This is a genomic window from Legionella pelazae (assembly GCF_052527395.1).
This window is the reverse complement of the sequence record NZ_JBNVZS010000002.1, coordinates 332,386-346,863: the sequence shown is the minus strand read 5'-3', so window position 1 is coordinate 346,863 and position 14,478 is coordinate 332,386. Positions and strand designations below refer to the sequence as shown.

The following is a 14,478-nucleotide window of genomic DNA, read 5'->3' as shown; positions in this document are numbered from 1 at the left end:
CCCTAAAATTTAGAATTATTCCCTAATACCAGGCTTAAGGCCTAACGCTTTAGGAAGCTCATCAGCAATGGCAGTACCAACATTACGGCTCACTCTTTCAAAAACACTTTGCTTATAAGTGTAATCAATGACAGTATTTAATTTTAAGACATCACGTACAAGTTGTCCGCTGCTTGCAAAGCCATCAATAAGCCCGCGTGCTTTCGCTTGATTTCCTGTCCAAAATAAACCTGAAAAGGTTTGATTATCAACGTGTAAACGCGAGCCTCGTCCTTCTTTGACGCGATTGATAAATTGCTGATGTACATCATTGAGCATGGTTTGTAGAATTTGTTGCTGCTCAGGTGTAACAGGCGAAAATGGATCTAAAAAGCCCTTATTATTACCTGCTGTTTGCAAACGTCTTGAAATACCTAATTTCTGCATGGCATCAACAAACCCGAAGCCATTATAAAGTACGCCTATGGAGCCTACCATACTTGATTCATTTGCGTAAATTTCGTCGGCTGCGGAAGCAACATAATAAGCCGCTGAAGCACAAACATCAACGCACACGGCATAGGTCTTAACATTAGGATACTGAGCGCGGTAATGCCGTAAAGCGCTATACATATAATCCGCTTGTACAGGGCTTCCACCAGGGCTATTGATACGAATGATTAAGGCTTTGAGAGATTTATTTTTATACGCCTTATCTAAACCTTTAACAAAATTTTCGGCATTGCCTCCACCATCATCAGAAATAGTTCCCTCTAAATCAACTAAACCAGCATGCGCTTTATCAGGCACTTCTTTATCAGTGTCTAATAAAGAATTCACCTTAAAAAAAGCCATAATGATTAATACAACGATAAGAATACGTATTGCCCAACGCCAACGGCGCTTGCGCTTTTGTTCACGCATATATTCAAGAATTATTTGATTTAATAGCGCTTGTGAATCAGACTGTTGGTTAGGAAAATTATTCATAAATAGACCGCTTTACTACTTGTTTTTTGAATTTCAGCCCTTATTTTACGGCAGTAAGACTGTAATTAATACCTTTTAGCCTTGTAATGTAAGAGATAAAGGTCGATATTTAACCAGACTTAACTTATGCAAGCAAGCATAAATAAGTTATGATAGAGAGGTTATACGATGAGAATGGATAAACTTACCTCAAAATTTCAAATGGCTCTTGCAGATGCTCAATCACTTGCATTAGGCCGAGATAACAGTTTTATTGAGCCTGAACATGTCTTAAAAGCGTTGCTTGATCAACAAGGTGGCAGCACGCGGCCTTTATTAACTAAGGCAGGTGCAAATATTGCTCAGCTTCGTACTTCTTTAGATCAAGCATTGGATAGGCTACCTAAGGTAGCAGGTACAGGCGGTGATATTCATATTTCAAATGCTTTAAATCGCTTGCTTAATTTAACAGATAAGTTATCTCAGCAACGCAAAGATGCCTATATTTCAAGTGAGTTATTTTTACTAGCAGCCATTAGTGAAGAAGGAAATTTAGGACGTATACTTAAACAAGCAGGCGCTACTAAAGAATCAATAGAAAAAGCAATAGATGATGTCCGTGGCGGAGACGCTGTCAATGATCCCAATGCAGAAGATCAACGGCAAGCTTTAGAAAAATATACACTTGATTTAACTGAACGCGCAGAACAAGGCAAACTTGATCCAGTGATTGGCCGTGATGATGAAATTCGCCGAACTATTCAAGTGTTACAACGACGTACTAAAAATAATCCTGTTTTAATTGGTGAACCAGGTGTTGGAAAAACCGCAATTGTTGAAGGTTTAGCACAACGTATTGTTAATGGTGAAGTGCCTGAAGGATTAAAAAATAAACGTCTGCTTTCTCTTGATATGGGCGCTCTTATTGCTGGTGCTAAGTTTCGTGGTGAGTTTGAAGAACGCTTGAAAGCAGTATTAAAGGATTTAAGTAAACAAGAAGGTCAAATTATCTTATTTATTGACGAATTACATACCATGGTAGGCGCAGGAAAAGCAGAAGGTGCTATGGATGCTGGTAACATGTTAAAACCAGCTCTAGCCCGTGGTGAACTGCATTGTATTGGCGCAACCACACTCGATGAATACCGTCAATATATTGAAAAAGATGCCGCCCTTGAACGCCGCTTCCAAAAAGTATTAATTGATGAACCTTCAGTAGAAGACACTATTGCTATTTTACGTGGTTTAAAAGAACGTTATGAAGTTCATCATGGGGTTGAAATTACTGACCCTGCCATTATTGCTGCAGCAACGCTTTCACATCGTTATATTAGTGATCGTCAATTGCCTGATAAAGCGATCGACTTGATTGATGAAGCAGCCAGCTTAATTCGCATGGAAATCGATTCCAAGCCAGAAAGCTTAGATAAACTAGAAAGGCGTTTAATTCAATTAAAGATAGAGCGAGAAGCACTAAAAAAAGAAAATGATGAAGCCTCTAAAAAAAGACTCCAAGATTTACAACACAGTATTGATGAGCTAGAAAAAAATTACACTGATTTAGAAGAAGTTTGGAAAGCCGAGAAAGCGACTTTGCAAGGCGCAACCCATATTAAAGAAGCACTTGAACAAGCAAAAGTAGAATTAGATACAGCGCGCAGAGCGGGTGATTTAGCACGTATGTCTGAATTGCAATATGGCCGCATCCCTGAGCTTGAAAAGCAATTGTTACAAGTGAATGAAAAAGAAGACAATACAGAGCATCGTTTAGTTCGTAATAAAGTGACTGAAGAAGAAATTGCTGAAGTTGTTTCTAAATGGACTGGCATTCCTGTGGCTAAAATGCTGGAGGGCGAAAAAGAAAAATTACTTCATATGGAAGAAGCGCTGCATAAACGTTTAATCGGTCAGGATGAAGCAGTAGAAGTAGTTTCTAATGCTATCCGCCGTTCACGGGCAGGACTTTCTGATCCTAATCGACCTATTGGCTCTTTTCTCTTCTTAGGCCCAACAGGTGTGGGTAAAACTGAACTTTGTAAAGCGTTAGCTGCCTTTTTATTTGATACTACTGAGGCCATGGTTAGAATTGATATGTCTGAATTCATGGAAAAACATTCTGTTGCTCGCCTCATAGGTGCACCACCTGGTTATGTTGGTTATGAAGAAGGCGGTTATTTAACGGAAGCTGTAAGACGACGACCCTATTCTGTTATTTTACTTGATGAAATTGAAAAAGCGCATACGGATGTATTTAACATTTTACTTCAGGTTATGGATGATGGCCGTTTAACGGATGGCCAAGGCCGTACTGTCGATTTTCGCAATACAGTGATTGTTATGACTTCTAATTTAGGATCACATTTGATTCAAGATATGGCTGCTAAGGTGAGTTATGATCAATTAAAAGAAGCGGTCATGGGAATTGTGAGCCAGCATTTTCGTCCGGAATTTATCAATCGAATTGATGATACGGTAGTATTTCATCCGCTTAGTCAAGAACAAATTACGACCATTGCTGGTATTCAAATCAGTAATTTACAACAACGTTTACAACAATTAAATATTCGCTTAGATGTTGATCCTAAAGCACTTGCGCATTTAGGAAAAGCAGGATTTGATCCAGTTTACGGTGCAAGACCGCTTAAACGTACTATTCAACAAGAACTGGAAAACCCATTAGCACAAGCCTTACTGACTGGGCAATTTACTTCTGGTGATACAATCCATGTTTCTTGGAAAGATAATAAATTACATTTTACCAGTGCAGAAACGGCAGAAATTCGTCATTAATTAAGCATTATTAAACTAATTAATTGCAGGAGCAAATTACACTAATGAGTAGGGTTCAATTAGGTTATCATATCTCACATGAGCAATTTTCTCCTGCGTGTTTACTTGATTATGTTAGACAAGCCGAACAAGCAGGATTTGATTTTGCCTTTTCTTCTGACCACTTTCATCCCTGGAATAGAAAGCAGGGCCACTCTGCTTTTTCTTGGGCATGGCTTGGCGTTGCCATGAGTCAGACCTCTTTTGAATATGGTTTAATTAATTGTCCAACATTTCGCTATCACCCAGCTATGGTTGCTCAAGCAGCAGCAACAATTGATAGCTTATTTCCAAAGCGATTTTGGTTATGTCTTGGTAGTGGGCAAGCTTTAAATGAGGCAATTACTGGCTTACATTGGCCTGCTAAAGAGGAAAGAAATGCCAGACTTAAAGAAGCAGCCGATATCATTCGTGCCTTATGGCAGGGTAAAACAGTCACACATAAGGGTTTGATAACCATTGAGCAAGCCACACTTTACACACGACCTTGCTCGCCTCTTGCTCTGTTTGGTGCAGCAATTACACCCCAAACAGCTGCTTGGCTTGCCACTTGGGCTGAGGGGCTTGTAACTGTTTCTCAACCTTTAGAACAAGTAAGAGCTGTCGTTAAAGCCTGGCGAGAAAACGGTGGTAGCAACAAACCTATGATTTTAAAGGTACAACTTTCCTATGAGCGCTCTAAAGGGGCTGCTCTAGAAGGTGCTTTTGATCAATGGAAAAGCAATGTTTTTGGCAGCAGTATGTTAGCTGAGTTAAGGACGCCTGAGCAATTTGAACAGGCAGCCGCATTAGTACAGCCTGAGCAGCTTTATGATTATGTTCACATTTCAGAAGATCCTAAACAACATATTCAATGGATAAGCGAGTATATGTCGCTAGGATTTGAGAAAATTGTGTTGCACAATGTTAATAAAAACCAAACTGATTTTATTCATTTTTTTGGTAGCAACGTTTTAAATTGTTTTAAATAAATATTTAGTTAACCAGCTTGCGAAGCAAGTGTCGGAATAAAAGTTAAATGCTCATTGGAGTCCTTTTGTCCTATAGCGTCTTTAACCGCTAATCTAAAGAATTGATAATCATATTTTAGGTTTCGAATTAAACCTTGCTGACTCACAGAATTAAGATAGTTTTGTTTTTCTTTTTGTGATAACAAAATACCATCAACCGTCACGGCATCGGTATTAAATAAGCCGGATTTTTCTTCAAAGTTTAATAAAATACTATTGTGATTAGCTATTTGATCTAAGACTCTTTCTGTTGGTTGACCTATTAAGTAAGGATTAAAATTAAAATCTGCGCAAAAGATTAAACGTTTATCTTCATATTGATCCAAAACATATTGAATAAATTGACAATATATTTGGGTACGTGCTGAAAGTGCAGTTTTTTCTGTTATGTAGACATCGCCTGAAAAAGGAAAATGTGCCAGAGCAACATATTTTGTTATGTCAGCATGTTGTAATTGCCATAGCTGGAATCGATTAACTAAGTTTGGCAGGTGACTTAGGCCATCTAAATTAACTTTAGTGACCTTATAGCGAGTGTCAGCAAGCATTAATAAGCCCCACTCAGGCCCTGCTTCCTGCGGCTTATGGAACCTATTTTCACTTATAAAGCGTTGCATCCAAGGGAATGTTTTTAAACTATCATATAAAATTTTAACAAGTTCTTCTTTAATAGGTCCTTCACAAAGGCAAATAGCTTCAATTGAGGGATCTCGATAAACAGCTTCTGCAATAACATGAGCTACTTTAATCAGCCGTGTTTTATAATTTCCATCATCTTCGACAAGGCCAAATCCATTATTAAATCCATTACCCCTTTTCCTTCCTTGCATCATGACATTCCAAAATAAAATACCATCATGGATAATAGGATAATGATCAGAAACCTGGCTTGTAATGACGTCCTTAGTTTCTAAATAAGCATAAACACTTGGACCCTGGTCCGATACATTATCAATTTCTTCTTCATATTGAATTTTAGATTTCATAGCCTTGAGCCCCACTAACAACTACTTGTACAAGACTATTTTGTACAATGAAATTAAAAAATATAAGGTATTTCCAATATATGAACACCGACTCTACCTATTAAATAGAAAATCTAAAATAAGTCCAGAAGTTTGTAATAATTTTTTATTAATTAGATGAACCGAGCAGAGTTATCATCTCTGCTCAGGATAAATGGATAAGAAAAATAAATTAGTTTTAGTCTAATTGTCTTAGGTGCGGGAATAAAATGACATCACGTATAGAAGGTGAATCGGTAAAGAGCATCACTAGCCTATCAATACCAATACCTTCACCTGCTGTAGGTGGCAAACCATACTCAAGGGCTTCAATATAATCATGGTCAAAATGCATGGCTTCTAAATCTCCTGCATCCTTTTCAGCAACTTGTCTATGAAAACGTTCAGCCTGATCTTCAGCATCATTAAGCTCTGAAAAGCCATTAGCAATTTCTCGGCCAGCGATAAAAAATTCAAAGCGATCCGTGATAGTTGGATCGATATCGTTACGTCTTGCTAGTGGAGATACTTCTGTTGGGTAACCAGTAATGAAAGTTGGCTGAACTAATAAGTGTTCAACTGTTTCTTCAAAAAGAATCATTTGCAATTTACCTAATCCATCCGTGGCTTTATAGGGTAATTGCAAATGGTCTAAAACAGCTTTACATTCTTCTACAGTTTCTAACTGAGTAGGTGTTAAATTAGGGTGGTAATGTAAAATTGCTTCTTTAACACTTAAGCGCGCGAAAGGTTCATTAAAATTAATTTCTTGACCCTGATAATTAATTTTACGGCTACCTAAAACTACATCACATAAATGCTGCATTAAATCTTGGGTACAATCCATTAAATCATGATAATCAGCATAAGCTTGATAGAATTCCACCATCGTGAATTCAGGATTATGGCGTGTTGAAATGCCTTCATTGCGAAAATTACGATTGATTTCATAAACTCGCTCAAACCCGCCAACCACTAAACGCTTAAGATATAATTCAGGTGCAATGCGTAAAAACATATCCATGTTTAAGCTATTGTGATGGGTAACGAAGGGTCTCGCTAAAGCGCCACCAGGAATAGGATGCATCATGGGCGTCTCTACTTCTAAAAAGTGATGGCTATCCATATATTGACGAAACGCTTTAATTAATTGAGAACGAATTAAAAAGGTACGCCGCGAATCTTCATTGGCAATTAAATCAACATAACGCTTGCGATAGCGCATTTCTTGATCAGCTAAACCATGGAATTTATCAGGTAAGGGCCGAAGGGATTTTGTTAGCAAAACGATATTGTCTGCATGAATACTTAATTCACCAGTATTGGTTTTAAATAATTCTCCCGTTACACCCACAATATCGCCTAAATCCCATTCTTTAAATTGCTCATAGATTTCAGGCAAATCATTTTGTCGTACATACACTTGAATACGGCCAGATACATCCTGAATATGGAAAAAACTTGCCTTACCCATAATCCGGCGCAAAACAATACGACCAGCAACAGCGACTTGAATCCTTTCTGCAGCCAACTCTTCTTTTGTACAATCCTTATATTGGCCTACTAAGTTAGCAGCATAATATTTACGACGAAAATCATTAGGAAAATTAAACCCCTGCTTGCGCAAATTAGCTAATTTTTGTTTACGAACTAAATAAACTTCACTCTCATCTACTGTTACTTCTGTCATACTACTGCCCCTATGCCAGCTTTTAAACTGGCTTCTATAAATTTATCCAGATCCCCATCTAATACAGCCTGCGTATTACTCGTTTCAACACCTGTTCTTAAATCTTTAATACGTGATTGATCTAAGACATAAGATCGTATCTGTGATCCCCAACCAATATCTGATTTGGTTGCTTCAAGCGCCTGCTGCTCTGCATTTTTCTTCTGCAGCTCCATTTCATAAAGCTTAGCTCGCAATTGCTTCATAGCGCTGTCTTTATTTTTATGCTGACTTCTATCCGTTTGACATTGAACCACAATACCTGTTGGCATATGGGTTATCCGTACTGCTGAATCAGTACGGTTGACATGCTGTCCGCCGGCGCCTGAAGCACGATACGTATCAATACGCAAGTCAGCGGGATTAATTTCAATATCAATGTCTTCATCGACTTCGGGTGAAACAAATACAGCCGCAAATGAGGTATGGCGTCTGTTACCTGAATCAAAGGGTGATTTGCGAACTAAACGATGTACGCCTGTTTCAGTTCGTAACCAACCATAAGCGTATTCACCCACTACATGGATAGTCGCACTTTTAATCCCTGCTACCTCACCTGGCGAACATTCTATTAATGTCATAGCAAAACCATGATGTTCCCCCCAGCGTAAGTACATACGCAGCAACATTTCGGCCCAATCTTGTGCTTCCGTTCCACCTGAGCCTGCTTGAATATCAAGATAAGCATTTGCATTATCCATTTTACCTGAGAACATCCGGCGAAATTCTAATTTCGCTATTTGCTGTTCTAATGATGCTACTTCTTTAGCAACATCGTTTATTGCTTCTTCATCACTTTCTTCACGTGCTAACTCAAAAAGCTCAGTCAAATCATCAATATTTTTAGTTAAAGACTCTAATTGGTTAACAACTGATTCTAACTGTACACGCTCGCGCCCTAAAGTCTGAGCACGCTCGGGATTATCCCAAATAGCAACAGATTCTAACTCCCGCGTTACTTCTTCTAGACGCTCTTGCAAGCTATCAAAGTCAAAGATACCCCCGAAGTGCTTTTGTGCGCTCACTTAAATCATGTAAAGTTATATTAATTTGATTGACTTCTAACATATTAATTTTAATAATCAATTGATAAAGTGCTTTAGTTTACAGGGAAAGCCTAAAACAGGCTAGAAACAGCGATGATCTTAATGTTAATCTTGTCTTTTAGCTCAAAATAAATTAAAATATTAGATCATAATGATCAATATTAATACAAATTTAGGGCGAGGTTTACTATGCAAATTAAAACAGAAGGTAAAGAAAAGGAGAAAAAGTTAGAAGAAAAGAAAAAGTTAGAAGAAAAGAAAGAAATGGAGATAATCTCGATCCCAATTTCTGACCCTACAGACCCTAAGGAAGAAGATGTAAAAGATGAAGACGAGGAAAAAGAGCTATCAGCCCCTCTTCTTATTAAGACTACGCCTAAGAAGGACTCAGACGATTATAAGGACATTATTGAGTCTTTTAAAAAGAAATTTGGAAAAGATAGGTACAATCCTGAGAATAATTGTATGGCATTTCCTTCTTGGGATAAAGCTCGGCAATTTTTTACAGAACAGGCTAAAAACAATAAGGAATTCTTTGCGCGTGAGGCAACTTCCTCAGACGGCAAATTAAAATCAGGGGGTAATAATTTATTCTCCCTAGGTGATGGCAAAATTTATGAAGGAAGCCTTCAAAAGATAAAAGATGATTTAGAAGCAGCTAGAAAAGAATTAATAAAAGTCAATCCTAATGATCCCAATATAAAAAAATATGACCAAGCAATAGGCACCTTCAACACATTGTTAAGTAAAAAAGAGATGCAAGAAACTAAATCCGTCGCTAAATTATCAGAACCTGAAGTTGAAGCGCAAGAAGTCAATCAAGCACAGATGCGATAATAACTTTATAGCTCTTCATTACTAATAATTATTTTATTACTTAGCTCTAGAAGGAGTTAATGTGACATTCTGGAGAGGTATTTCAATATTTTCTGGACGTTGCCAGAAAAGAAATTTTAATTTTTTTACTAGCAAGTAAGTAGGGGCTGAATTGGTATAACTTACCTCGGGTTGTTCTGCAAACGTCTCTTTTTGCTTATTCCATCTAGCATCTTTTTCTATTTCTAGGCTTAATTCTTTGGTAAAGGGCTTTTTCGTAGTTAATTTTTCTTCTACTTCGTTTACGTGTTGCAATTGTAATTGCAGCCGCTCTCTAATTACTTTCTCACTTCTATCAAGAATTATTTTCTTAACTAAAGCAACAATGCCTATGGCCACAAATGTACCAATAGACAAGATAATACCGCTTGGCAAAAAGGACCAAGCAGCCATAATCCCAACAATTAAAATGGCTGCTACTAAGTTAATAAACGTGCTATTGCGTTGATTAAAATAACTATATTCATTACGAATGTGACTACGGTAAAGATTAAAATCTGTGGTAATAGGTAATGCTTCCCTAGAAATATATTTAAGGGCATAGTGACCTAATGAAATGAGTTCCTTAGCAACATTCAACACAGAAGCTAAAATAAATAAACCGCCAATAAGAGGCGTCATTGGGGAGGCGGCAATAATCCATAAAACATAAGCTATAAAATTAACTGTGAAGCCTGCAAACACAAAGCCATTATCATGCAAGCGTTTGAGAACTGACCTTTTGGTATCAGTATGGTTATTATAAAGATAATAGCCTGTTGAAAAGACATTAGAAATAAGCCCTAAAAGCGGTAGACTAAACGTAGATAAAATAAATGATTGAAGCGCAAGCCTCACTGTTATCAGTTGCGGTATAAAAAGCGAGGAAAGAAAAATCATTAATGCGCCAAATCCAGCTAGTGTAAGTTTTTTCTTACTTATCTGAGTTTTTTCATCAATTAATTGCAAAATATAAGTGATTTGAATAAAATCCTGGCGGTTTAATTTTTCCAAAAATTGATAGAGATTTTTTCTCCTGATATAGCTTAACCATTGAGATTTAGGAATATTTAAATTGGCGAGAATATTTTGAACTTGCTCAACGACCTCCTCGTCATCGGTAATAATCACTTCTCTAAAGTTACTTCTTAATAAATCTAGATTGTACTTATAATAATCTAACTCGTTTTTTACAGCGTCTGCACTTCCTCCCTTAATATAATTATTAAATGCCTTTAAGTTATCTAATACTGATTTCAATGTAATTATTAAGACTTTCTAAAAATTAATAGGTAAGCATATTAAAAAATTCTTATTTTATTTGCAATGACTTAAACTCTATGACTTTATTTTAGGCATTAATAGCAGCGCTAACTAAGGGTCTGTTAATAATTTATCTTTTAAAACTCCTAAAGCCCCTATGTTCTGCGGCTTGTCCGCCGAACCATGATTTTCTGAATGGCGCGGACAAGCCGCGCCACGTAGGACTTACGGAGTAATTGTCAACAGGCTCTAGTCTAGTTAGCGCTTTATTAAGTTATTTAGCCTTATTAAGTAGTGATAACATTTCTGTTTTATTTAAATAGCCAGCAGAAGTCAATTGACTTCGTTCATTACCTAATGTATCAAAGAAAATCATTTCAGGTAAGCCATAAATTGCAAACCTTTTTTTAATCTTACGAGTCTCAGGCGTATTGTCGCTTAAATTTACCTTCAAGCTAACTAACCCATTCATGGCATGAATAATTTCAGACTGATTAAAGACACGCGCTTCCATACCCTGACAGTCACTGCACCAAGTTGCATAAAATTCAAGGAATACTGGCTTATGAGCTTGCTTTGCCTGAATCAAATAGTTATCAATCTCTTGTAACGTAGCCACTTTTATAAATGGGGCCTCTTTAGGGGCTGAGATAGCATCATTTTTAATAATAATTGGGATTGATGAATACAACATTACCCCACTTATCATTAAAGCAATACTACCAAAGACTTGCATGACTCGCTGTCCATTTGACGTTTTGTTTTGAAAAAGGCCTAAATAAAAACTTAAGATAATGAGTAAAATAGCCCATAAAACATTGACAATGGCATGAGGAAGAATTCTAGATAACATCCAAATAGCCATACCTAGCATTAAAAGTCCAAAAAACTGTTTAACTTTAATCATCCAAAGCCCTGTTTTAGGCAGTAAAGAACCATACCCTGCACCGACTAAAAGTAGAGGAGTTCCCATACCAAGGGCCATCACAAATAAAATTAAGCCACCCTTAAGTACTTGGCCATCTTGCCCAATATACGTTAATACCCCAATTAAAGGTGCAGTTACGCAGGGTGAAACAACTAACGTTGAAATCACACCCATCAAAGCGACAGAAATAAAGCTTTTACTGTTGCTTTTTTGGCTTAACTGGCTTAAGCGCGTATTAAGAGAATTAGGAAGACTTAGATGGAAAATATCTAACATGGATAAAGCCATGAGTATAAATAAACCACTAAATACACCAATAATCCACGGCTGTTGCATAAGTGTTTGCACCGTACTACCTAAATAAGCAGCTAACATTCCTGCTAGTGCATAAGTCACTGCCATACCTATGACATAGGCTGCAGACAGCTGAAAAGCCTTAGCAAATGACAAGGAGCGCTGACCAACAATGATGCCTGATAAAATAGGCACCATAGGTAATACGCAAGGTGTAAAAGCCAATAAAACGCCAAGTCCAAAAAAGACAGTTAAATAAACCCACGGGCTATTATCTTGAATAAGATGCGCTAAGGTTAAAGGATTTGAGCTATCAAAACCTACAGGTAGTGCCCAAGTAGACCCAACAATACCTATAAGTCCAATTAAGGTTAATAAATAAATATTCTTTTTCATATAGTCCTCATAATCTATGAGTAGCTACATCTCGTTAGCTACTTACGAGTTCATTTGACCGAACATACATGATTAAAGCTACTAATAAACATTAGCGCTCTAACCTAAGTTCAGTATTTAAAGTTATTTGCTGTAATTTTTAAAACTAGACTACATAAATTAAATAGGCGGCTTAAAAGGCAACTCATGTGGTGGGGTAGACATTAAATTAGGTAGGAAAAAAAATAATAAGCCAATAGCGACAAATAAATAGGGTAAACAACTTAACTGTTGCTCTTCGGCAGTATAGTAGGCTGAAGATTGACATAAAGCGTTTATTGCGGCTCTAGTTGGACATTCTGTAGTTTGGGTATATTGAATAGCTGATAAAGGCTGATTATTCAAAAAAAAAGAAGCAGGCTTAACAAAAATAAAGATTAAGCTCAGAATAAAGAAACACTTAACTAAGTGGCTAGATGTTTTCATAAAAAAATATTACCACAAGAAGTGTATTCTAACAAATAGAAATGAGGAGTAGTTAATTTTAAGCTTTCGTTAAAAACATTATCTTCGAGATCTAAATCCACAAGTTAAAAAAAATCTGTGAACTTAAAAACGTTAAACACCTTTAAAGGTTAAATTTTGCATCTAATAAAGGGCAGGATTCTCAATTAATCAACTCAAAGCAGCTTTCTTGCGAGCTCAGTTAGTAATTAAAATATGATCCTTATTTTTGAGTCAAACAGAACTCTAACTTAGCTTGCAGGTGTAAAAAGCACTATCTTTACATTAACTCTTTAGAACGACAATTCACTAAAAGTACAAAATATTAGCTATATTTATAATTAGTACTACTATGCAGATGGAACTTTAGGCTCATTTGTAAATACAGCTGTGATGGCACTTGCGTACTTTAATTAATTACCTAAGAAGAAATTAAGAGACGCTTCTGGAGATTGATTATGTATTATCGGTTAGAATTAGATGAGAACGATAATGATATTACCTTAACAAATAAAGTTACCGGAATCCCGCAGGAAGTTACTACACTTGACTTACAGCAAAATCTTTTGGGAACTTTGTTTGAGGGAAATCAATTAATTGATCTATTTACTCAATTAAATGGTTTAAGTAAAATTAGAGAGCTCGATTTAAGCATAAATTTTCTATTCCGATTAAAAGAAGAAACTAAGGCTTTAGCAACCCTATTTGCCTTACTAAGCCGTAAGCTTATTGTGCTTGATATAAGTGGAAATTTTCTATCACAATTAGGTGATGTTGAAGTAGAAACTGCATTTGCTGAGCTTCCTCGCTCTATCAAGGCACTTAATTTAGCTTTTAATTCACTAAACGAATTGAAAGCAGAGACGTTAGAAAAGATATTTAATAACCTTCCAACCTCACTTATTAATTTAGATTTAAACAGTAATCAATTAGGCAATAAGACAGCAGATGAGTTAGCGAAAATACTCGCTAACCTTCCATCTACCTTACGCTACCTCGATATATCCTCTAATCAATTAGGCAGTAAGACAGCAGATGAGTTAGCGAAAGTACTCGCCAGCCTTCCATCTACCCTACGCTACCTCGATATATCCTCTAATCAACTAAGCAACAAGACGGCAGGTGAGTTAGCGAAAATACTGGCTAGTATTCCACCAACAACCGTTAATCTTGGTAGTGATTTAAAAGTTATTCTGCAAAAACTAAATAATGATAAACAATGCGTCGAATCCGTAACATTCCTTGCTATAGAGGATGAAGATGAAGAAACGTTAGGATTGCTAAAGACAGTTTTCCCAAACCTTAAAGAGCTCCGCCTTATAGACGAATCTGGTAATATTTTAGTAGAGAGCCCTGTCAAATCATCAAATAGATTAAGAACTTACGGCTCTAACCCAGAGGTGCCCTCTTTGGTTACTCAGACATTCTTTTTTATTGCACAAAATAAGGAAAGTCCTAAGCTTAAGGATTATAAAACGATTCTCCCAGAAACGCTTAGTGAGCATATAGGCCAGGAGATAAATGATAATCTGAGAGATAGTAATAGTAATGAGCAAAATGATTTAGATGAGCCAGATGATTTAGATGAATCAGATGATTCATCTATAAAAAACAACAATGCTCCTCGTAATTCTAATAGATAAAGCCAATGAGTTAAAATGCTAATTCAGCTCTAATTACAGTGAATTTTTCT

Annotated in this window: 11 protein-coding genes; 4 read left to right on the top strand and 7 right to left on the bottom strand. The window is 36.7% G+C overall.

The genetic code is table 11. The annotated features are described in order from the left end of the window. Positions 1-15: 15 nt before the first annotated feature. Complete coding sequence (locus ACQUW5_RS03930; protein WP_444989907.1) at positions 16-969, bottom strand: S49 family peptidase; 954 nt, start codon at positions 967-969, stop codon at positions 16-18. Positions 970-1,137: 168 nt separating this feature from the next. Here ACQUW5_RS03930 and clpB point away from each other — a divergent pair, with 168 nt between their 5' ends. After that, positions 1,138-3,738 carry an ATP-dependent chaperone ClpB gene (clpB, locus tag ACQUW5_RS03925; protein ID WP_444989906.1) on the top strand — a complete coding sequence of 867 codons (2,601 nt, stop codon included), beginning with the start codon at positions 1,138-1,140 and terminating at the stop codon, positions 3,736-3,738. A gap of 44 nt (positions 3,739-3,782) precedes the next feature. Next, the gene (locus ACQUW5_RS03920) at positions 3,783-4,748 is read left to right on the top strand and encodes a TIGR03885 family FMN-dependent LLM class oxidoreductase (protein ID WP_444989905.1); all 966 of its coding nucleotides are present in this window, start codon (positions 3,783-3,785) and stop codon (positions 4,746-4,748) included. 8 nt (positions 4,749-4,756) lie between these two features. On the opposite strand, the gene ACQUW5_RS03915 is transcribed toward ACQUW5_RS03920, so the two are convergent. The 3 genes from ACQUW5_RS03915 to prfB form a co-directional block, all read right to left on the bottom strand. Further along, positions 4,757-5,773 carry a hypothetical protein gene (locus ACQUW5_RS03915; RefSeq protein ID WP_444989904.1) on the bottom strand — a complete coding sequence of 339 codons (1,017 nt, stop codon included), beginning with the start codon at positions 5,771-5,773 and terminating at the stop codon, positions 4,757-4,759. A gap of 217 nt (positions 5,774-5,990) precedes the next feature. Continuing rightward, positions 5,991-7,481, bottom strand: a complete 1,491-nt coding sequence (lysS, locus tag ACQUW5_RS03910) for a lysine--tRNA ligase (protein WP_444989903.1) — start codon at positions 7,479-7,481, stop codon at positions 5,991-5,993. Next, positions 7,478-8,588 (bottom strand): peptide chain release factor 2 gene (gene prfB / locus ACQUW5_RS03905; protein WP_444990023.1). Its coding sequence is split into 2 segments (ribosomal slippage): positions 7,478-8,512 and positions 8,514-8,588, totalling 1,110 coding nucleotides; the frame shifts between segments, so codons are not numbered across the junction. The genes lysS and prfB overlap by 4 nt, the downstream gene beginning before the upstream one ends. A gap of 167 nt (positions 8,589-8,755) precedes the next feature. On the opposite strand from prfB, the gene ACQUW5_RS03900 reads away from it, so the two are divergent. After that, positions 8,756-9,403 carry a hypothetical protein gene (locus tag ACQUW5_RS03900; RefSeq protein ID WP_444989902.1) on the top strand — a complete coding sequence of 216 codons (648 nt, stop codon included), beginning with the start codon at positions 8,756-8,758 and terminating at the stop codon, positions 9,401-9,403. 36 nt (positions 9,404-9,439) lie between these two features. Here the strand turns inward: ACQUW5_RS03900 and ACQUW5_RS03895 are convergent, their stop codons facing one another. The 3 genes from ACQUW5_RS03895 to ACQUW5_RS03885 all read right to left on the bottom strand — a co-directional run bounded on the left by ACQUW5_RS03895 (position 9,440) and on the right by ACQUW5_RS03885 (position 12,767). Further along, entirely contained in the window at positions 9,440-10,681 is a 1,242-nt protein-coding gene (locus tag ACQUW5_RS03895) for a hypothetical protein (RefSeq protein WP_444989901.1), read from the bottom strand. A 277-nt stretch (positions 10,682-10,958) separates the two neighbouring features. Beyond that, complete coding sequence (gene dsbD, locus ACQUW5_RS03890) at positions 10,959-12,302, bottom strand: protein-disulfide reductase DsbD (protein WP_444989900.1); 1,344 nt, start codon at positions 12,300-12,302, stop codon at positions 10,959-10,961. A 159-nt stretch (positions 12,303-12,461) separates the two neighbouring features. After that, on the bottom strand, positions 12,462-12,767 hold the full coding sequence (locus ACQUW5_RS03885) for a lpg1681 family protein (protein WP_444989899.1): 306 nt from the start codon (positions 12,765-12,767) through the stop codon (positions 12,462-12,464). A 476-nt stretch (positions 12,768-13,243) separates the two neighbouring features. Here ACQUW5_RS03885 and ACQUW5_RS03880 point away from each other — a divergent pair, with 476 nt between their 5' ends. Beyond that, positions 13,244-14,428, top strand: coding sequence for a leucine-rich repeat domain-containing protein (locus ACQUW5_RS03880; RefSeq protein WP_444989898.1), 1,185 nt, complete (start codon positions 13,244-13,246; stop codon positions 14,426-14,428). Positions 14,429-14,478 lie beyond the last annotated feature (50 nt).